This window comes from Flavilitoribacter nigricans DSM 23189 = NBRC 102662 (genome assembly GCF_002646595.1).
Taxonomy (GTDB): domain Bacteria; phylum Bacteroidota; class Bacteroidia; order Chitinophagales; family Saprospiraceae; genus Flavilitoribacter; species Flavilitoribacter nigricans.
On sequence record NZ_PDUD01000020.1, the window covers coordinates 13,190 to 34,893 of the forward strand.

Sequence of the window (21,704 nt, forward strand, 5' to 3'; positions counted from 1 at the left end):
CATTTATGTATCTACGATATATTTTCCGATTGGTCCTGTTGTTGCCGGCGATACTATTGTTTGGCAACCTCTCCGGTCAGGGCGTTACCTACGGGTTTATACAGGATCCGGGTGATCCGACACAGATAACGGCCGTAGCCTACCCTGACTTTACCTCTACAAATGTAACGATCTCTACTGCTGTGTTTAGCTTCCTCCTACCCGAAGGAACATTGACGGATCCCTCCATCCCTCCATTGCCCAGCAGCGGGAATTTTGTAAACGTAACGGGTACCTGGGTCGCCCAGGTCCTGACCCCTTCCCTTTACGGAAGTACCGGCCAGGACCCCAATGACCTCCAGGGCAATGACGTTTACCAGGTTGTACTTCAGAACTCGCCGAGCCCAAGCACGGTTTCCGGCGAACCCATATTATTGTTCTCCTTCTCATTACCCAATGATTGTATTGACGGTAGGGTAGAGGTGCTGACCAACAACAGCGCTATTCAGCAGTCGATCATCAATTCTTTGGGGGCGAACTTCAACAACCAGATGTCGGTCAGTCTTAATGATGCCTCGGCGGTAGACTTTTACGACGGCAATGATCCCGGCAGTTCTTCTTATGCCTGTCCGTTGATCCAGCTGGAAGCTACGCCGAATGCCGTGGACGATATTGCCAGTACGGATGAGAACGTACCGGTGGATGTCGATGTCCTGGCCAATGATACTTTTGGCGATGACGGTCCGTCCAATTCTGCGATCACCATTGTCAGCAACGCGGCTAACGGTACCGCCGCTGTCAATGATAATGGTACGCCTACCGATCCGACGGACGATTTCATTACCTACACCCCGGCGCTGAACTTTAGCGGAAATGACAGCTTTGTCTACGAGATCTGCGACAGCAACGGCGATTGCGATCAGGCGACCGTATCGATCACGGTGAACGATGTCAATGCCTTCCCGGATGCGGTTGATGATGTTGCGGTTACCGATGAAGATATTCCGGTCAATGTCAATGTACTGGCAAACGACGATTTTGGTGCGGACGGTCCATCGAATGGAGCGATCAGTATCGTAACCAACGGTGCCAATGGAACGGCCAGCGTGAATACCAATGGTACACCTACCGATCCGACGGATGATTTTGTAGTGTATACGCCGAATGCCGATTATAACGGTAGCGATAGTTTTGTCTACGAGATCTGTGACAGCAACGGCGACTGCGACCAGGCGACGGTCAGCGTAACCATTAATCCGGTGAACGATCTGCCCATCGCGAATGATGACATCGCTTCGGTGGATGAGGATATGTCTGCCGATATCAATGTGCTGGCCAACGATGACTTCGGTGGCGACGGCCCATCCGTGGGTGCGATCAGCATTTTAACCAATGCCGGCAACGGTACAGCCACCGTTAATAACAACGGCACACCGAACGATCCGACCGATGATTCCATCATTTATACGCCGGCTGCGAATTTCAACGGCAGTGATAGTTTCACCTACCAGATCTGCGATGCCAACGGTGATTGCGATCAGGCCACCGTTAACGTAACGGTTGACCCGGTGAACGATCTGCCCATCGCCAATGATGATGTAGCCAATACCAATGAAGACGTTCCGGTAAATGTGGATGTGCTGGCTAACGATGATTTCGGTGGTGACGGCCCGTCAGTGGGTGCGATTACCGTCGTGACCGACGGAGCCAACGGCACGGCCACGGTAAATAACAGTGGCACACCGAACGATCCGACCGATGATTCCATCACCTATACGCCAGATGCGAATTTCACGGGTAATGATAATTTCGAATATCAGATCTGTGACAGTAACGGAGACTGTGATAACGCTTTGGTTGCCGTGAGCATCGGTGCAGTGAATGACCTGCCCATCGCGAATGATGACGTAGCATCGGTAGACGAGGACATGTCTACGGATATAAATGTACTGGCGAATGACGATTTCGGTGGCGACGGCCCCTCCGTAGGTTCGATCAGTATCGTGACCAACGGCGGCAACGGCACGGCTAGCGTCAATAACAACGGTACGCCGAACGATCCGACGGATGATTCCATCATCTATACGCCGGCTGCGAATTTCAACGGCAGCGACAGCTTTACCTACCAGATCTGTGACGCCAACGGCGATTGTGATCAGGCGACAGTGAGCGTAACGGTCAATCCGGTAAACGATCTGCCGATCGCTAATGATGACGTTGCGAGTACGGACGAAGATATACCGGTGGATGTAAATGTACTGGCGAATGACGACTTCGGTGGTGACGGTCCCTCCGTGGGCGCGATCACCGTGGTGACCGATGCGGCTAATGGTACCGCTAGCGTCGATAACAACGGCACACCGAACGACCCGACCGACGACTCCATCGTCTACACCCCGGATGCAAACTTCACGGGTGATGATACTTTCGAGTATCAGATCTGCGACAGCAATGGCGACTGTGACAATGCTGTGGTTATGGTCAGCGTCGGTGCGGTAAACGATACGCCGACTGCCAATGATGATATCGCATCGGTGGACGAGGACATGTCTACGGATATTGATGTACTGGCTAACGACGACTTTGGTGGTGACGGTCCTTCCACGGGCGCGATCAGTATCGTGACCAACGCCGGCAATGGTACGGCTAGTGTCAACGACAACGGCACGCCGAACGATCCGACCGACGATTCCATCATCTATACACCGGCTGCAAATTTCAACGGTAGTGACAGCTTCACCTACCAGATCTGCGACGCCAACGGCGATTGCGATCAGGCTACGGTGAGCGTAACGGTTGATCCGGTGAACGATCTGCCCATTGCGAATGATGACGTAGCATCAGTAGACGAGGACATGTCTACGGATATTGATGTACTGGCGAATGACGATTTCGGTGGCGACGGCCCATCCGTAGGAGCGATCAGTATCGTGACCAATGGTGTGAACGGTACAGCTAGTGTTGATAATAACGGCACGCCGAACGATCCGACGGATGATTCCATCATTTATACGCCGGCTGCGAATTTCAACGGCAGCGACAGCTTTACCTACCAGATCTGCGATGCCAATGGCGATTGCGATCAGGCGACAGTGAGCGTAACGGTTGATCCGGTAAACGATCTGCCCATCGCTAATGATGACGTTGCGAGTACGGACGAAGATGTACCAGTGGATATCAATGTACTGGCGAATGACGACTTCGGTGGTGACGGCCCGTCCGTGGGCGCGATCACCGTGGTGACCGATGCGGCTAATGGTACCGCTAGTGTCGATAACAACGGTACGCCGAACGACCCGACCGACGACTCCATCGTCTACACCCCGGATGCAAACTTCACGGGTGATGATACTTTCGAGTATCAGATCTGCGATAGCAATGGCGATTGTGACAATGCAATAGTTACGGTTAGCGTCGGTGCGGTAAACGACACCCCGACTGCGAATGACGATATCGCATCGGTAGACGAGGACATGTCTACGGATATCGATGTACTGGCGAATGACGATTTCGGTGGTGACGGTCCTTCCACAGGCGCGATCAGCATCGTGACCAACGCCGGCAATGGTACGGCTAGTGTCAACGACAACGGCACGCCGAACGATCCGACCGACGATTCCATCATCTATACACCGGCTGCGAATTTCAACGGCAGCGATAGTTTCACCTACCAGATCTGCGATGCCAACGGTGATTGCGATCAGGCCACGGTGAACGTAACGGTTGACCCGGTGAACGATCTGCCCATCGCGAATGATGACGTAGCATCGGTAGACGAGGATATGTCCACGGATATCAATGTACTGGCGAATGATGATTTCGGTGGCGACGGCCCCTCCGTAGGTGCGATCAGTATCGTGACCAACGGCGGCAACGGCACGGCCACCGTCAATAACAACGGCACGCCGAATGATCCGACGGATGATTCCATCATTTATACGCCGGCTGCGAATTTCAACGGCAGTGACAGCTTTACCTACCAGATCTGCGACGCCAATGGCGATTGCGATCAGGCTACAGTGAGTGTTACGATCAATCCGGTGAATGATCTACCCATCGCCAACGATGATGTAGCCAGCACGGATGAAGATATCCCGGTGGCTATTGATGTACTGGCGAATGATGACTTCGGTGGCGACGGCCCGTCCGTGGGCGCGATTACCGTGGTAACCGATGCGGCTAATGGTACCGCTAGTGTTGATGATAACGGTACGCCGAATGATCCGACGGACGACTCCATCGTCTACACCCCGGATGCGAACTTCACAGGTGACGATACTTTCGAGTACCAGATCTGCGACAGCAATGGCGATTGTGACAATGCATTTGTAATGGTGAATGTCGGTGCGGTGAACGATACGCCGACGGCTAATCCAGATGTTGCTTCGGTAAACGAGGATATGTCTACGGATATCGATGTACTGGCCAACGACGATTTCGGTGGTGACGGTCCTTCCATGGGCGCGATCAGTATCGTCAGCAACGGTGGCAACGGTACGGCCAGTGTGAATGACAATGGCACGCCGAACGATCCGACGGATGATTCCATTACCTACACGCCAGATGCGAATTTCAACGGCAACGACAGCTTCACCTACCAGATCTGCGACGCCAACGGCGATTGCGATCAGGCCACGGTAAGCGTAACGGTTGATCCGGTGAATGACCTGCCGACGGCCAATGCGGATGTTGCTTCGGTGAACGAAGATATGTCCACGGATATCGATGTACTGGCCAACGACGACTTCGGTGGTGACGGTCCGTCCATGGGCGCGATCAGCATCGTCAGCAACGGCGGCAATGGTACGGCCAGTGTGAATAACAACGGCACGCCGAACGATCCGACGGATGACTTCATTACCTACACGCCAGATGCGAATTTCAACGGCAGTGACAGCTTCACCTACCAGATCTGCGACGCCAACGGCGATTGCGATCAGGCGACAGTAAGCGTAACGGTTGATCCGGTGAATGATCTGCCAACGGCCGTAGACGATATGGCTACGACGGATGAAGATACTCCGGTGAGCATCAATGTAGTAGCAAATGACGACTTCGGTGGTGAAGGCCCGGCTACGGGTGCGATTTCCATCGTCAGCAACGGAGCCAACGGTACGGCCACCGTGGATAACAACGGTACGCCGAATGATCCGACGGATGACTTTATCGTGTATACTCCAAACTTCGGTTTCATCGGCTTCGATTACGTTACCTACGAGATCTGCGATGCCAATGGCGATTGCGATCAGGCTACCGTTACGGTAGAAGTGGAGGCCGTCAATGTCGGTGGCGATCTACAGCCGAGAACCCCCGGTTTCTGGAAAAACTGGAGTAGCTGCTCCGGTGGTAACGAACAGGGTGATGACCGCGAAAAGTATCCGATGTTGGATGAAATTCTGGATGATCCCGGCATCAGCTGGTGCGGTTTTGAACTGACCAGCTGTGAAGATGCGGCGAATATTCTGGATCAGCGCGAACTGGAAAGAGGCCGCAAACAGGCAAGTGATCCTGCCTATACCCTGGCTATGCACCTGCTGGCTGCCCAGTTGAACTTTGCTGCCGGTGCCGAAACCTGTCCGGAAGCGGTGGATGCCGCAGAGGCCGGAGTTGCCCTACTGTGTGAGATCGGTTTCGACGGAACTGGAAAATACCTCAAACCACACGATGCCCTGTACGATGTAGCGGTTTGTCTGGCCAAATGTCTGGACAGTTACAACAACGGCATACTGTGTAATGATGACACGGCCGACTGTGGCAGTTGCAACGGTACCCTGCTCATCAGTAACATCGGACAGCGGAGCAGTACGGATTCCCGGATCTTTGACGAGCAAACGGAAATTCGGGCATACCCGAACCCAACGTCTACCCAGATCACTTTTGATTTCACCATTCAGGAAGAAGTTTCCAATGCTACCCTGGATATCTTCAATCTGATGGGAGATCGGATCCAACGTGTTTTCGATGCAGAAGTGACCAAAGGATTACAGACAACAGTCAATTTCAACGTAGCAGACCTTCCCGCCGGTACGTACATTTACCTGCTTACTTCGGGTGAAAGGACTTACCAGGGAAAGTTGATTGTAATTGATTAGATCTGATTGAGTTACTAGACCTCAAAGCGCAAGTGGCTACTTGCTTTAATTAACCAATTGGAAATTTTTACGGCGGGTGAACGGGAGGTATCGTTCACCTGCCTATTTTTTATACCATCAGAACCATGGATGGGTACGATGTGCCGGTAAGTAACCGGTAGCTATTCTTCGGGTAATTTGATCTTCATCCTTTGCAGCAGCCAGAAAGACCTGCGCAGAAAATTCCCGCAATCATTACTTCGGCAGTCAAAATCCAGCGTTACTTTCCTACCATCAATACTGGTAATTGCCAGCAGGCGCTGGAGATTCTGATTATCGTATCGACGGTATTTTTTTATCTCCCATCCCAGCACAATGAAATCGTGCCCATCCACTTTTTCAAATTGCCGGTACACCCAGGTCGGGTATTCAAAGTAGAGACCATTGACGTACTTCATCTGGGCGCTCATTTCCGGGAAATCGATCTTAAAAGCAGTATCGCACTGGGCTCTTTCCGCCTGGATAAGGGTAACCTGCATATTGGAATCCGGCTGGGTATACTTCCAGCTTTTCTCCTGGAGTAATGGAAATTCGCGATTGCTGAGCCGCACTTTGCGTTGGTGGCAACATTCGCAATCCAGTTCGTGGGTCCACTGACTAATGGTATCGAAATAAACAGATTTGCGAAGATGGAATTCTCCCAGATCGTGGTGCAGCGGCAGGACCTCGTATTCGATGGTCCGGGTATTACACGCCGCCAGACCAGCCAGGATCAGAAAAAGTGCCGACCACAGCACGGTATTGTATCCGATTTCAACGCTCTTGCCCATCCCGTCCGAAAATCATAACATCAATAAATCAGGTCATTTAACCTCTTCTGGAAAGCGGCAGTAAGTAGGGCGCATCGACACCAGCGGACGCAGGCTCCCTACTCACTCCCTGTAAATTGATCGGTAGCTTAGTTGATATCCATTTGGGTGCGTAATTTTTTCCACACACTGAACAAAAAGGCACCACCGCCCAGGGCCACTACGGAAGCAATGATGGCCGAAGTGGTCTCGCCGTAGATCCAGAACCCGGTTGCGAAAAGAGCACCGTAAACCGTAATACACCCCACGAACATACACAGGATCTCCAGCGGTAGCTGTCCGTTTACTTCCGGTAAGCTGACGCCCTGGGCTTTCGCCTGGTCAACAACGTGGTTCCAGCCGGGACCAGCCGGTTTGATCAGTCGGTAGAAATCAAACAACTTCTCCGTATGGGTAGTCGGGGTCAGGTAAGTGGAAGCGATCCAGATACCGGTGGTCAGCGCCGCGCCCAGTATGGTTTTTTGCCAATCCTCCAGCGGGAAAAAGCCAATTCGATCGTGCAGGAAGGTGAAATAACCCGCAATAAATATGGAGCTCACCATAGCGATGATCTCGGTGTAGGCGTTGATGCGCCACCAGAACCAACGGAGAATGTAGATCAGACCCGTACCGGCTCCCAGAAGCAGCAGCAAATTGAAGGCCTGGGTCGCATCGGTCAGCACCAGTCCCAGTCCAACCCCGAGGATCATGGTCAGCAAAGTGATCCAGCGTCCGGTAGACACCAGTTGCTTTTCACTGGCATCCGGGTTGATGAAACGCTGGTAAAAGTCGTTCACCAGGTAGGAAGCACCCAGGTTGAGCTGGGTGGATATGGTAGACATAAAAGCCGCGATCAGCGAAGCGGCTACCAGCCCCAACAGGCCGGATGGCAATAAGGTCAGCATAGCGGGGTAGGCAACGTCGTGTCCCAGCTTATCGTCCGAAAGGGTCGGGAAAGCTGCCTGAATATCACTGAGCTCCGGGAAGACGACGATAGATGCCAGAGCGATCAGGATCCAGGGCCAGGGGCGCAGTGCGTAGTGCGCCACGTTGAAAAACAGGGTAGCCTGAATGGCGCCTTTTTCCGATTTGGCGGAAAACATCCGCTGGGCTATATATCCGCCACCACCGGGTTCAGAACCGGGGTAGTAAGATGCCCACCACTGGACGGCCAGCGGCACCAGAATAACCGGCACCCAAACCGAGGGGTTGGAGAAATCGGGAAGCAGACTTAGTTTACTGCTGACCTCGGCGTGGGTAAAGAGCCCGTCGAGACCACCGACTTCCGGTAAATTTACGAGATAAATACAGGCCCAGATGGAGCCGATCATGGCCAGGACGAACTGCACAAAGTCCGTAATGATCACCGCTTTCAGTCCTCCGATCACACTGTAGGCCAAAGTGATCGAACCGGCGATCAGCAGCGTTTGCCAACCCGGCCACCCGAGCATGATCTGACCGAATTTGACGGCTGCCAGCGAAACGGTACCCATCACCAGTACATTGAAAATAAGACCCAGGTAAAGTGCGCGAAAGCCCCGTAGAAAGGCGGCCGGTTTGCCGCTGTAGCGCAATTCGTAAAATTCGATATCCGTCATGACACCGGAGCGCCGCCAGAGCTTGGCGAAGACGAACACCGTCAGCATACCCGTCAGCAGGAAGGCCCACCAGCCCCAGTTGCCGGCCACCCCGTTCTCCCGCACCAGACCGGTAACGAGATTGGGCGTATCGGAAGAGAAAGTCGTGGCTACCATGGACACCCCCAGCAACCACCAGGGCATGTTCCGCCCGGAAAGAAAAAATTCAGAAGCGCTGGAACCGGCCCTCCGGGAAACGATTAATCCGACGGCCAGGGAAACGGCAAAAAAGGCAATGATGATCGACCAATCTAAGCTGGAAAAATTCATATGGGTTCTGTGTTTATTCGGGCTAATATAGTGGTTCTGCCACTTAAGTGGTCCTGCCACTAAAAAAAATTGTGAGATTAGTGCTGAGCCTCTATCTTTGCTCATGCCCAAAACAGACTTAATTTTATCGATACATGGCCAGGAAGAGTGGAACGAAGAAGGCACCTAAGAAGGTAACCCCCTTGATGCAACAGTATTTTAAGGTGAAGAACAAGTATCCCGATGCGATACTGTTGTTCCGGGTAGGGGATTTTTACGAAACTTTTGGAGAAGATGCGGTAAAAGCATCACAGGTATTGGGGATCGTACTGACGAGCCGCAACAACGGCGGCAGTGATATCGAACTGGCCGGTTTTCCGCATCATTCCATGGATCTGTACCTGCCCCGACTGGTGAAAGCCGGGTTTCGGGTCGCCATTTGCGAGCAGCTGGAGAAGCCTTCTCCGCAAAAGAAGATCGTCAAGCGGGGCGTAACGGAAGTGGTCACGCCCGGGATCGCCATGGACGACAAACTGCTCGACCACAAACAGAACAACTACCTGGCCGCCGTCACTTTTGGCCGCAATGATCTGTACGGACTCGCTTTCCTGGATATTTCCACCGGGGAATTCCTCGTTTGCGAAGGTACCCGCGAATACGCCGATAAATTACTGCAAAGCTTCAAACCCGCGGAGGTGCTCTATTCCAAGGACCGGAAGAAGGCCTTTGAGCAACAGTTTGGGGATAAATTCTATAGCTTCCACCTGGACGAGTGGATCTTTACCGAAGATTACGCGCGGGAAAAACTGCTGGAGCAATTTGCCGTTACCAGTCTGAAAGGCTTCGGCGTGGAAGACCTGGCGCTGGCCCAGATCGCGGCCGGATCGGTCCTCCACTATCTGGCCACCACCGAAAATAAGAACATCAAACACATCAGTGCGATCGGCCGTATTCAGGCCGGACGCTACGTCTGGCTGGACCGATTCACGATCCGGAACCTGGAACTGATCTATTCGCCCCACGATACGGGCGTGCCCCTGATCAATATTCTGGACCAGACCGTGACTTCGATGGGGGCCCGCCTGCTGAAAAAGTGGGTAGTACTGCCGCTGAAAAATCGCGCAGAGGTGGAAGCCCGCCACGATATCGTTGATTACTTTCTGATCCATACCGACCTGGACCGGGAACTTACTGATCAGTTGAAACAGATGGGTGACCTGGAACGCCTGATCGCCAAAGTACCTATGGGTAAGATCAATCCCCGGGAGGTAGTACAGTTGAAACGGGCCCTGTCGGTGCTGGTGCCGATCCGGGAATCTCTGGGCGCTACCGGTAATGATGATCTGGTGAAGATCGCCGAAGGCATAAAGCCCTGCCCGGACCTTAAGGAAAAGATCGCCCAGGCCATCATCGAAGATCCGCCCGTAAACCTCTCCAAAGGTGGGGTGATCGCCGACGGCTACCACGAGGAACTGGACGAATTGCGCAATATCATCCAGAACAGCAAAGACATCCTGCTGGACATCCAGCAACGCGAAGTGGAGCGCACGGGCATCAATAGCCTGAAGATCGGCTTCAACAACGTATTCGGATACTACCTGGAAGTTACCAATAAATACAAAAATCAGGTGCCGCCGGAATGGACGCGGAAGCAAACCCTCACCAATGGGGAACGCTACATCACCGATGAACTGAAAAAACTGGAAGCCAAAATCCTCGGCGCGGAGGAACGGAGTCTGGAACTGGAAGAAAAACTGTACGAAGAGCTGGTCATTTTCCTGTTGGATTATATCCGGCCGGTACAACATAACGCGGCCCTGATGGCCCGCATCGACTGCCTGCTGTCTTTCGCCAAGGTAGCGCGGAAAAACCAGTACCACCGTCCGACAATGGATGACTCCCTGGCGATCGATATCCAGGCCGGACGTCATCCGGTGATTGAACAGATGATGCCCATCGGAGAAAGTTACGTGCCGAATGACGTATTCCTGGATAATGAAGAACAGCAGATCCTGATGATCACCGGGCCGAACATGGCCGGTAAATCCGCACTGTTGCGGCAAACGGCCCTCATCAGTCTGATGGCCCAGATGGGGTCTTTTGTGCCGGCGGCCAGTGCCCGCCTCGGCATGGTCGATAAGGTCTTCACCCGGGTCGGCGCGTCGGACAATATCTCTTCCGGAGAATCTACCTTCATGGTGGAAATGAACGAAACGGCGAGCATCATGAACAATATCTCCGACCGAAGCCTGATCCTGCTGGATGAGATCGGCCGGGGTACGAGTACCTACGATGGCATCTCCATTGCCTGGTCCATTGCCGAATTTCTGCACAATAATGGGGAGTGCCGTCCGAAGACCCTTTTCGCCACGCACTACCACGAACTCAACGAACTGGCCAATAAATTTCCCCGGATCCGGAACTTCCACATCGCCACGCGGGAAGTGGGGCAAAAGGTGATCTTTTTGCGAAAGCTGACGGCCGGTGGTTCGCAGCATAGTTTCGGTATTCACGTGGCCAGTATGGCGGGCATGCCGCGCAGTATCGTGGAACGGGCTGCCCATATTCTGGCGCAGCTGGAACAAAAATCGATTGAAAATGGTTTGGAATCACCCGATGGGGTTAAAACGCAAAAGGTGGATACCGGACAGATCGCGGCGGCGGATGCATATCAGTTGAGTATTTTCGAAACGGTGGATCCGACCGCCGGAAAGCTCAAAGAGGTGATCCAGGAACTGGACCTGAACCGGATGACGCCCATCGACTGCATGATGAAATTAAACGAATTGATCAACATACTGCAAGAAGATAATTAATCGAGCTAATGAGCACCAAAACTATAAAGATCGCACTGCTGGGATACGGCAAAATGGGGAAAACGATTGATCAGTTAGCTACCGCTGACGGCCACGAGATCGTTCTGAAAATCGACAAAGACAATGTTGCCGACCGTACGCCGGAGAACCTGAAGAAAGCCGATGTGGCCATCGAATTCAGTCAGCCGGACAGTGCTTTTGATAATATCTGTGCCTGTCTGGAAAGCGGCGTGCCCGTGGTGGCCGGTACCACCGCCTGGCTGGATCGTCTGGACGAAGCCAAAGCCCTGGTGGAGCAGCATCAGGGAGCCCTGTTTTACGCTTCCAATTTTAGTATCGGCGTCAATATCTTCTTCGCTTTGAACCGGCAGCTCGCCAAAATGATGAATGCGCATCCGGATTATACGGTAGATATGGAAGAGATCCACCATACTCAAAAACTGGATGCACCCAGCGGTACGGCCATTACGCTGGCCGAAGGATTACTGGATAATCTGGAGCAGAAATCGGGATGGGTGGAAGGAAAAGAGCCGCAGGCCGGCGAAATTCCGATTACCTCAAAACGTGAAGGAATGGTGCCGGGTACCCATATCGTAAATTACCATTCCTCCGTAGATACCATAACGATCAAACACGAAGCCCATTCCCGGGAAGGCTTTGCGAAAGGAGCCCTTTCGGCCGCCACCTGGATAGTTGGCAAACAGGGCTTTTTCGGCATGTCTGATCTTCTGGGCTACTAGACCGGTAGCCGCTGTTACTCACACGGTCTCGCAGACAAGTAGGGTGCAACTATTCTCAGGTTTTAACCCAGTTTTAAAAAACTACTATCTTTATTCTCCGGAAGACCCAAATTTTCCAGACCAAAAACTATGAATAGCTCCCAATTTAAACATCTGCTAGGACGGACTATCCTATGGCTGGGTATGCCAATCGTATTCTATTTGACAGGTCTGCTTATCTACGGTAGCTTGAATGACTATCAGCCCGAAAAGCGCCTGGCGCTTATTCCATTCCAGAATAATGATTGTCCCACGGTCCCGATATCCGATCTTTCTTTTTCCATCTGGAACCTGGGCTTCGGTGGTCTCGGCCGCGAATCCGACTTTTTTTATGATGATGGCCGTTTCTTTTTTTCGGGTGGAAAAAATACCCGCACCCCCCGGTCGCTGGTGGACAAAAATGTGGAAGGCATCCTGAAGGTGATCGATTCGCTGGATAGTGATTTTTATCTGTTACAGGAGGTTGACCTGAGTTCGCGCCGGAGTCATTACATTAATCAGACACAGGCAGTAGGTAGCGTTCTCGAGGATTATTCCGGTGTATACGCCGAAAATTTCCTGGTACCCTATGTCCCCATTCCGGTCTTCGAACCCTGGCATGCCTACGGAAAAGCACACAGTGGCCTGGCCAGTTTTTCCCGCAACCAGCCTCACGAAAATACCCGCATTCAACTCCCCGGTAATTTTTCCTGGCCCACCCGGGTCTTTTCACTGGACCGCTGTCTGAACTGGCAACGCTACCCAACGGAGAACGGCAGGGAACTGATCGTGGTGAATGTGCACAATTCCGCCTACGATGCGGATGGCGCCTTAAAAGAACAGCAGTTGGAACTGCTCCGGCAATTATTATTGGAAGAATACGAAAAAGGAAATTACGTAATTGCCGGAGGGGACTGGAATATGTGCCCGCCCTATTTTCGTTTTGACGGATATATGCCAGGCCGGGCCCAGGGCTACACGCAGATCAACATTCCCGAACTCTTTTTTCCGGGAGACTGGCTATGGATCTACGATGCAACCTATCCCACCAATCGGAAAACCAAAACACCCTATAAGCCGGGTGATACCTTCGTAACCCTGATCGATTTCTTCCTGGTCTCCCCGAATGTGAGTGTCAAAGAGGTGAACACCATTCATCTGGATTTCGAATACTCCGATCACCAGCCGGTGAAAATGGTCGTGGATCTTCAATAAATTCCCTTTACTGTTTTTCCAGCACCAGTACCCAATCCTGGTCCCTGGGTGGTGTAAAGCCGATGCGCCCCCGGTCGGATGAACTTATTCCGGTCTGCCGGTACTGTCCGGTCAGAGGATCGAACCAACGGGCGCGGTAGGCATTGGCCGCCGCCAGCCGCAGCGAAAAAGCCTGATTTTTTGGTGTATAGACCAAAATAAGCTCTTTTCGGTCGTCGCTCACTACGGAAATAAAGGCATTGAACGTCTCCGTTCCGGGTTGCTGGATGAGGAGTTCCTGGGCCGGTTTTAAAGTCCACCAATCGTACTCCTGGATAAAAGCCGAAAGGAGGCCGATCTGTTTACTCCCCGGAAATTCCATACTCTCGTCCCAGGTAGAGGGGCCGCGGCCGTCGGGGTTGCCGTGATTTTCAATCAGTTCACCGGCGGTCTGGATCCAGGGCCAGATGCCGTTGGCGCCGTAGCTGATCCCGGAGATCGGCGTGGCGAAAATGCTCCAGTAGGATGCGTTGCGTACGTCTTCGGCCGTGATCCGAAAATTGATCTCTTCGTAGTTCGGCTCCATATTGATCAATGGCCGGGCCGGGATGCGATCCCATTGGTTGGCCATGGGACCCTGGGTGATCCAGTCAACCGTGCCTTTGGCGTTGCTGTGACTGGATTGGTAGGCTATGATATCGAGCCAGGCTTCATCCTCATACAGTTCCCCGATCCAGGATCGTCCGTGCGGATGCAGGGTCACCGGAGCCTGGGTGTTTTCACTGAATACTTCGCGACCAATGTATTTCCAGCGTTGCTCAAAATCATCCGTATACCGGCCGTCGCCACCGAGTGTCCAGATGACGTGGTTGCCCTGGAGCCGGGCTACAATGTATTTGGCGAGCAGCACCGCCTCCTGTTTGGGGAGATAATAGCCCGGGCTCAGTTCCCGCCCGTTGCCGAAGGGCAGGGCCCAGAGTAATACCGGAGAAGCCACGAGACCGTGTTCATTGATGGCATCAATTCGTTCGTCGATCCGCCGGAAAAAGTCCGGATTGAGCTGGATCCGCCCACTTCCGGTAAAGGCTACCTGATCTTCGGCATTGCGCTCGCAACCGCGCCACTGCGTGGTCACTACCTGAATGACATTGTAATGGTTTTCTTTCCTTTGGGTCAGATAGCGATCCCATTCTTCCGGAGTGGATTTAAGCGCACCGTTCCAGGCGGTACAGGCCGTCCAGAAAAAGGGTGTGCCGTCTCCGTAAGTAAGATGGTAGGCTCCTTTACTTACCCCGATCATTCCTTTTCTGTAGAGCGGTAGCGAACTACTGTTTTCAATGACGGTAAAGGTACCTTTTTGATCGTGCAGGCCGGTATTTTCCTTGTCCGAGCAACTGGTCTGATAAGTCCATACTCCCGTTTCATCCGGACAAAAACGGACCCGCCAGTCCGTCCCGCCGTCCCAGAAACCGTCGAGCTGGAAAGTGCGACCCGACGGAGCGGTGAAGGTAGTACGGAATTCGCGCACGTCGTAGAGGACATTGTCGTACGCGCGGTTGCTCTGGAAATTCAATTCTACTTTACCCCAAATGGGATAAGCATCTGCATCCTGAGCGGATAAATGGAAGAAACTCAAAAGGAAAAACAGGAGGATGGATAAGCGCATAGCGGTAATGACTTTGATATAAGGTCCGGAATACTAACAGATCAAAAGACGCAAAATCACAGGCTGTCCATTACCGCTAATCCCGGGATGGGTATCTTGCTACAAAGGAAACAGATATCCTTGCAGTCAGAGCCGAAAAGGGCTGACCAGTGCAAATACAAGATCGGAATAATCCAATTTTTGATCTTAAAAGCTCCCCACCTTATTGTTTTACTTTTCCAACTCTCAGTACGATCAGATACAGCACCGCGATACTGGCCAGCAGGATAATGAAGCAGATCAGCCATCCGCCACCGAGCAGGGTAGAAATGCCATTAGCCACCAGACTCACTGCACCGACCGTCAGGGCGTAGGGCAATTGGGTACGCACGTGATCGATGTGGTTACAATCCGAGGCCAGTGAACTCAGAATAGTCGTATCCGAGATCGGTGAACAGTGGTCACCCAGTACGGAAGCGGCGAGGGTTACGGCAATGACGTTCAATAATAATTCCATTGCCAGCCCCGGTTCCATACCCTGGGCAATTCCGATCGCCCAGGTAGTCGGAATGGCAATCGGGTAGAGGATCGCCATCGTACTCCAACTGGAGCCGGTCGAAAAGGATATCAGTGCCGAAAGGATAAAAATGATCACCGGCATCAGATACGGATTGAGACTATCGGCCAGGGAAGAAGTCAGGTAAGTAGCGGTATGCAGATCATCGGTTGTGGCCGCCAGGGACCAGGCCAGGGTCAGGATGATCAGTGCGGGCAACATGGTTTTGAAACCGGTGGTAAGCGTACCGATGGCCTCGCCCAGTTTCATGATCCTACCGATCAGCGTCATGAGGATGGCGACGGTCACTCCGGAAAGAGATGCCCATAAGAGGGCAACGTAAGAGTCGGCATTGCCGATAAGGGTACCTAATTTCATGAAAAAGCCCGGGTTATCCATGGGCGTGATGCCTCCGAGCGCTCCCCAGACCGCTCCCCAACTCTGGGATGCGGGAGCGGCACCGGCGTCCGCCAGGGCGCTGAAGGAAGAACTCATACCGGTATCCACCAAGCCGAAGATCGTCATCAGGATGACGACGGCTACCGGGATCACGGCATTGTGCCATTTTAGCGGTGCACCCGGCACGGGGCTGAGATCTTCCAGATCTTCTCCGGTTTCTTCTAATCCGATTGCTCTGACTTCACCCGTATCCTTGGCGCGTTGTTCGGCTTTTAACATCGGGCCAAAATCCCGTTGGGTGTAGATCAGCATCAATATGAACAACAGGGTCAGGATGGGATAAAATGAATATTTCAGGGAACTGATAAAGATCGCGTAGGGGGTCAGACTGGTATCAAACCCGGACAACTGGCTGATGCCGTCGTCGATGTATCCCAGTTCTGCACCGATCCAGGTCGTGATGAAGGCCACCGCGGCCACCGGAGCGGCCGTACTATCTACAATGTAAGCCAGTTTTTCCCGGGATACCCGAAATTTGTCCGTAACGGACCGCATAGTATTGCCTACGATCAGGGTGTTGGCGTAATCGTCAAAAAAGATCGCGACTCCCAAAACCCAGGTGATGAACTGCGAACTTTTGGGAGAACGGGCGTAGCGGGTTAGGGACTGAACCACGCCGGCCATCCCGCCGTTACGGGAGATGACCGCTACCATGCCGCCGATGAGCAGCGAAAAGATCAGTACCGAGAGGTGGCCGCTGTCGTTCAGCGCATTTATAATGTAAACCTGGACGACTTCCAGAAAAGAAAGCAGAAAATAGTAGAGGGATTCCAGGCGTATACCCCCGGCGATAAAAGCGCCTACCCAGACCCCGACGAAGAGGGAGATCACCACTTCACGAAAAATAAGCGCCAGCACAATGGCAATAAGCGGTGGTAAAATGGAGAGCCAGAGGGGAATATGTCGGATGCGCAACGTCCGGTCATTCTTTTGGGCGACATGGTATAAACTATAGGACTTATCGTTCGTTTGAAACAAGAGCAGCTCACCTTTGGGAGAAGTTTCCCGGGAGAGTATAGCACGGCCGTTGGAGAAATCGAGATCCACGCTTTCTTCGTTCAGGAGCAAACGACCGGGGCCGTTCGTACCTTCTGCGACAATGATGACCTGTTCGCCGTCCGCCTGCAGTGAGATATCGTTCACCGGCGTCGGTTCGGCCTCGGCAATTGGGGCAGCCGGTTCGGCAATCTGGACGGGTATACTGTCCTGAGCCGGGAGGCTGTCGGTTTCAGATTGGGCGGTTAAGGAGGAAACGAAAAAAATTACGGACAAGAGTAGCAAGTAATATCTCATACGGTAAGCCGGCAATTTGGTAAAGTGCTACAATAAACGAAGAATATGACGAATTCCCAAAAGGTGTATTTACGGAGCAACGCAAGATCGTGGAAAGGAATAATTTTTTATCTGCTGCTCATCCTGACCACCGCTGCCGGAGCACAGGATCTGGAGCGGATGGATGTGGCATTTCGGGTCGGTGACCTTGACTTGCGCTACCCCCTGGCCGGCGGGCTGAACAGCCCACAGTTCTCTTTGGTGGATCTCGATAATGACGGATTACCCGATCTGCACGTATTTGACCGGGTGGGCAACCGGCAACTCACCTTTCGGAATAACGGCTCAACCGGCGCATTTCCCTATGATTTCGCCCCCGAATTCGTCGCCGGATTCCCGGAGATCACCCACTGGATGTTGCTGCGTGATTACAATGGTGATGGGATCATGGACATTTTCGCCTACGCGGATCAGAATTTTGATGCGGTAATGGTGTTTACCGGGTATTATGAAAACGGACAGATCCGTTTCGAACGATTTCAGTTCGATGCTCCCCGGAATGTGATCTATGTGCCCCGTGCCGGTGGCGGAAGCAACCAGTTGTACGTCAGTACGATCGATTACCCGGCGGTAGATGACGTGGACTGCGACGGCGATCTGGATATCCTTACGTTCAACCTCGTGGGCGGCTACGTGGAACTGTACGCCAACCAGTCCGTCGAGCGCGGTTTTGGTCAGGACAGCCTGATCTATCGGCTGCAAGAGGATTGTTGGGGTGGTTTTTTTGAAAGCGGGATCAGCAACGAAGTAGACCTGGCCGGCGCCCCGGGTGATTGTGTGGATCTGTTGCTGAACGGCGAACTGGAGACCCGTCATTCGGGTTCCACCTTGCTTACTTTTGATGCCGACGGCGATCAGGACAAGGAGTTGATCCTGGGAGATATTTCTTTCAATAGCCTCAATTTCCTGCACAATGGGGGAAACTGTGCCGAGGCCTGGATGAACGCTCAGGATCCCAATTTCCCCGCTACCGATGTACCGGCGGTGGTGCCGGTCTTTCCCGCCGCTTTTTATCTGGATATCGACCGGGATGGACTCAATGATCTGGTGGTGGCACCCAATGCCGATCTCAATGCCTCGGACCGGGAGATCTGGTGGTACAAAAATATAGGTACAGCGACTAATGCGGATTTTCAACTGATCAAAAAAGATCTGCTAGTGGATGAAATGATCGATCTGGGCTCCGGTGCCCATCCCGTTTTTTTCGATTACAACAAAGACGGTCTGCTGGATATCGTTCTGGCCAATTACAGTTTCTACGAACCGTTCGGAGCAAAGAACGCCCGGATATATGTATACGAAAATACCGGCACGGCTACCGCTCCGGCATTTCGGCAGGTAGAAGATGATTATCTGGATCTCAATCAGTTCAGTCAAAGTGCCTATGCCTTTACACCGTGTTTCGGTGATCTGGACGGTGACGGCGATCCGGATGCGGTCATTGGAGAACAGGGGGGACATTTGTTTTACGCTGAAAACATTGCCGGACTTGGCAATCCACCGGTTTTCGCTGCAGCTCAGTACGATTACATGGGTATCAATGTGGGGCAGGCCAGTACGCCGCAGATCGTTGACCTCAACCGGGATGGACTACCCGATCTGGTGATCGGAGAGCGTAACGGTAACCTGAATTACTTTCAGAATAAGGGCACGGCCGAAGATCCGGTCTTTTCGGCGGAACCGGATCAGATGGTACTGGGTGGGGTAGATGCCCGTATCCCCGGATACACCACCGGCTACGCTGCACCCGTTTTCTTTGAAAAGGAGGGAGCGTGGCAACTACTCATCGGAACGGAAACCGGTCGTCTGGAACTATACGACAACATTGACGGCAATCTCGACGGCACCTTCAATCTGGTGACTGAGCACTACGGAGCAGTCCGGGAGGGAATCCGGACGCATCCGGCCCTGGCGGATCTGGACGGTGACGGATTGCTGGAACTGGCCGTGGGCAATTTCAGCGGAGGTTTGGCTCTTTTTCAGACCGGCTTAGCGGGCGGAACTCCCGTAGCGGTACGCAACCGCCCCGCCTTACTGGATGACCTGCGGGTGTGGCCTAATCCGTCTACCGGGCGGGTACTGCTTCGGCTGGAAGGGGATGGGGGCGATGGCCAGCTTTCGGTATTTGATGCGAGAGGACAAGTCGTAGACCGGCGCACCTGGAACGGTGGGCAGCAGGAATTGCAGGTGTCGACCTGGCCGTCCGGAGTTTATATCATTCGCTTCGAGGATAGAAGAGGCGTTCGAACCCGCCGACTGATCGTCGAATAGGAGCTACGGATTAAAATTCCACCCATTGGTGAAGAAAAGCCGTCCGCAAATAGCCGAAAGCGCTGATCTCCCTCTAAATTTGCGGCCACAAACAAGAATCTTATTGATCATGATAAATCAGAACTGGCTGGATTTGCTGGTCAGCCCGGTCACCGGACAAGCCCTGCAAAACGATACTGAGGAGGATGGGGCCTTACGCAGTGTTGATGGTATGGAAAGCTTTCCGGTGGTAGCCGGCGTACCGCATCTATTGGTACCGGAACCCGTTGCGATAGATTCGACCGGTGAGGTGCACCGGCAATTAGGAACTACCTTCCGGTACCGGGAACATTACCGGAAGGATGCTGAGGTATTCGACTATTTCCTGGCGTACGAGGATGGCGCCAGCCGCCACGAAGCTCGCCGCCTCCACGAGATGATCGCCCGGGAAGTTCCCCGGGAAGCTGGTACGGTGCTGGACGTCGGTTGTGGGAACGCCTGGGTAGCCGGACATTTCTGCCCCCGGGGCAAAGCGGTGATCTCTATGGATATCGCTCCCCGCAATCCGGAAAAAGGCCTGCAGTTGTACCCCTTTCCTAATCACCTGGCGCTGGTGGCCGACGTTTACGCGTTGCCCTTTCCGGACGGAAGCCTGGATACCATCATCGCATCGGAGATCATTGAGCACGTCGCTGATCCCGGCCTGTTTCTGGAAAAACTACTGAAGGCTCTGCGGCCGGGTGGAAAATTGATCCTCACCACGCCATTTGACGAAAAGATTTCCCATTCTCTCTGTGTCCATTGCAACCAGCCCACTCCCCAGCACGCCCATCTGCATAGCTTTACCAAAGACAGCCTGGCCAGGTTGATACGGCGGGATCAGGTAGATAGCTTACAGATGAAAACGTTCAGTAATAAGGCGCTGACCAAACTGCAAACCCACCCCTTACTCCGCCATTTTCCCACTTCGCTCTGGAAGTTGGTTGATGATCTGGCCAATACCATTGTGCGAAAACCGGCCCGGCTGATGCTCGTCGCGGAGAAAATATCCCAGATAGATTGAACATTTTGAGACTCCCGGAAATTACAAAGAAGACAGTAGGATGTAATACGTCTTCAGGGAGTCATTACCTTTTTTGGGTGTGACCTTTGACAATAAATTCTACTGCATTCGGTTTATATCAATACTGTTACCGGGCTTGCATAAAAGCCTGACACGCTGAAAGTTGAACAAGTTGATTAAGAGTGAGATTAATGCACCTGCAGTGGCTGGCCCGCGGGGTGATTCCCTATGTAGTTCGCTGAGCTGAACTTACTGCATACCTCGTATTTGGAGCTTTTATTTCCTGCAGCAGCTAATCTTCACGCTTTAAAACCATCGAAAAAAATTGAATTTACACTGAAGACCGTTTTTAAGTTTCCTAATAATAGCAAGTGACTCAGAACGATCTTCAGGTTGCTTTTTGGCTTAAAACTCCGCACTCATGATATTGCCCAAAAACATCAGGTACCTGCGTAAAAGCAGAGGGCTTACCTACGGTGATCTGGAAAAAGAATTAGGTTGCTCCAAGGGTTCCATAAAGGAATACGAGAGTGGCAATTCTGTTCCGGAATTAACCGAAATGGCCGCAATGGCCCAATTTTTTAGAGTTGCTCTGGATGACTTAATGTTCAGAGATATTTCCAAACGGGGGCGTTCTGACCTTCCCCAGCAAAATGGAGCGGACATATCGGGAAAAGATATGCACAGCTTACTGGCGCAAACCAAACAGCGCATTGAACAATTGAAGAAAAAGATCAAGGATCGCTAGTGATGAGGAATTACTGTGAGCTGAGCATTACCAGCTCCAACTGACTCACCTCCGGTATCCGGCCGGTGGGAGCAATGCTACTTTTTAGAAGCGCGGACT

General features: G+C 52.6%; 11 protein-coding genes. 7 read left to right on the forward strand and 4 right to left on the reverse strand.

The genetic code is table 11. The features are described from left to right. The first annotated feature begins 5 nt into the window (after nucleotides 1-5). Nucleotides 6-6,071, forward strand: coding sequence for an Ig-like domain-containing protein (locus tag CRP01_RS14245; RefSeq protein ID WP_099150736.1), 6,066 nt, complete (start codon nucleotides 6-8; stop codon nucleotides 6,069-6,071). A gap of 161 nt (nucleotides 6,072-6,232) precedes the next feature. Here the strand turns inward: CRP01_RS14245 and CRP01_RS14250 are convergent, their stop codons facing one another. Together CRP01_RS14250 and CRP01_RS14255 are read right to left on the reverse strand one after the other, a co-directional pair. Then, entirely contained in the window at nucleotides 6,233-6,880 is a 648-nt protein-coding gene (locus tag CRP01_RS14250; RefSeq protein ID WP_099150737.1) for a hypothetical protein, read from the reverse strand. Between the two features lie 128 nt (nucleotides 6,881-7,008). Then, entirely contained in the window at nucleotides 7,009-8,805 is a 1,797-nt protein-coding gene (locus CRP01_RS14255; RefSeq protein WP_099150738.1) for a sodium:solute symporter family protein, read from the reverse strand. 134 nt (nucleotides 8,806-8,939) lie between these two features. Between CRP01_RS14255 and mutS the strand changes: the two genes are divergently transcribed. The 3 genes from mutS (at nucleotide 8,940) to CRP01_RS14270 (ending at nucleotide 13,573) form a co-directional block, all read left to right on the forward strand. Beyond that, the gene (gene mutS, locus CRP01_RS14260; RefSeq protein ID WP_099150739.1) at nucleotides 8,940-11,600 is read left to right on the forward strand and encodes a DNA mismatch repair protein MutS; all 2,661 of its coding nucleotides are present in this window, start codon (nucleotides 8,940-8,942) and stop codon (nucleotides 11,598-11,600) included. A gap of 23 nt (nucleotides 11,601-11,623) precedes the next feature. Then, nucleotides 11,624-12,340: a 4-hydroxy-tetrahydrodipicolinate reductase gene (gene dapB / locus CRP01_RS14265; RefSeq protein WP_099150962.1), complete on the forward strand. Its 717-nt coding sequence runs from the start codon at nucleotides 11,624-11,626 to the stop codon at nucleotides 12,338-12,340. Nucleotides 12,341-12,541: 201 nt separating this feature from the next. After that, complete coding sequence (locus CRP01_RS14270) at nucleotides 12,542-13,573, forward strand: endonuclease/exonuclease/phosphatase family protein (RefSeq protein WP_143473387.1); 1,032 nt, start codon at nucleotides 12,542-12,544, stop codon at nucleotides 13,571-13,573. A gap of 7 nt (nucleotides 13,574-13,580) precedes the next feature. Here the strand turns inward: CRP01_RS14270 and CRP01_RS14275 are convergent, their stop codons facing one another. Continuing rightward, a complete protein-coding gene (locus CRP01_RS14275) occupies nucleotides 13,581-15,218 on the reverse strand; it encodes an apiosidase-like domain-containing protein (protein ID WP_099150741.1) in 1,638 nt (545 codons plus the stop codon). Nucleotides 15,219-15,420: 202 nt separating this feature from the next. Next, nucleotides 15,421-17,505: a Na+/H+ antiporter NhaC family protein gene (locus CRP01_RS14280; protein ID WP_099150742.1), complete on the reverse strand. Its 2,085-nt coding sequence runs from the start codon at nucleotides 17,503-17,505 to the stop codon at nucleotides 15,421-15,423. A gap of 45 nt (nucleotides 17,506-17,550) precedes the next feature. On the opposite strand from CRP01_RS14280, the gene CRP01_RS14285 reads away from it, so the two are divergent. The 3 genes from CRP01_RS14285 (at nucleotide 17,551) to CRP01_RS14295 (ending at nucleotide 21,605) form a co-directional block, all read left to right on the forward strand. Next, the gene (locus CRP01_RS14285; protein ID WP_099150743.1) at nucleotides 17,551-19,815 is read left to right on the forward strand and encodes a T9SS type A sorting domain-containing protein; all 2,265 of its coding nucleotides are present in this window, start codon (nucleotides 17,551-17,553) and stop codon (nucleotides 19,813-19,815) included. Between the two features lie 109 nt (nucleotides 19,816-19,924). After that, a complete protein-coding gene (locus CRP01_RS14290) occupies nucleotides 19,925-20,857 on the forward strand; it encodes a class I SAM-dependent methyltransferase (protein WP_099150744.1) in 933 nt (310 codons plus the stop codon). A 421-nt stretch (nucleotides 20,858-21,278) separates the two neighbouring features. After that, nucleotides 21,279-21,605, forward strand: a complete 327-nt coding sequence (locus CRP01_RS14295) for a helix-turn-helix transcriptional regulator (RefSeq protein WP_099150745.1) — start codon at nucleotides 21,279-21,281, stop codon at nucleotides 21,603-21,605. Nucleotides 21,606-21,704 lie beyond the last annotated feature (99 nt).

Excerpts from the sequence above, each read along its gene's own strand:
- CRP01_RS14280 (WP_099150742.1), bottom strand. The coding sequence starts at position 17,505 with ATGAGATATTACTTGCTACTCTTGTCCGTAATTTTTTTCGTTTCCTCC.
- CRP01_RS14295 (WP_099150745.1), top strand. The coding sequence starts at position 21,279 with ATGATATTGCCCAAAAACATCAGGTACCTGCGTAAAAGCAGAGGGCTT.
- CRP01_RS14275 (WP_099150741.1), bottom strand. The coding sequence starts at position 15,218 with ATGCGCTTATCCATCCTCCTGTTTTTCCTTTTGAGTTTCTTCCATTTA.
- CRP01_RS14290 (WP_099150744.1), top strand. The coding sequence starts at position 19,925 with ATGATAAATCAGAACTGGCTGGATTTGCTGGTCAGCCCGGTCACCGGA.
- CRP01_RS14245 (WP_099150736.1), top strand. The coding sequence starts at position 6 with ATGTATCTACGATATATTTTCCGATTGGTCCTGTTGTTGCCGGCGATA.
- CRP01_RS14285 (WP_099150743.1), top strand. The coding sequence starts at position 17,551 with ATGACGAATTCCCAAAAGGTGTATTTACGGAGCAACGCAAGATCGTGG.
- CRP01_RS14255 (WP_099150738.1), bottom strand. The coding sequence starts at position 8,805 with ATGAATTTTTCCAGCTTAGATTGGTCGATCATCATTGCCTTTTTTGCC.
- CRP01_RS14250 (WP_099150737.1), bottom strand. The coding sequence starts at position 6,880 with ATGGGCAAGAGCGTTGAAATCGGATACAATACCGTGCTGTGGTCGGCA.
- mutS (WP_099150739.1), top strand. The coding sequence starts at position 8,940 with ATGGCCAGGAAGAGTGGAACGAAGAAGGCACCTAAGAAGGTAACCCCC.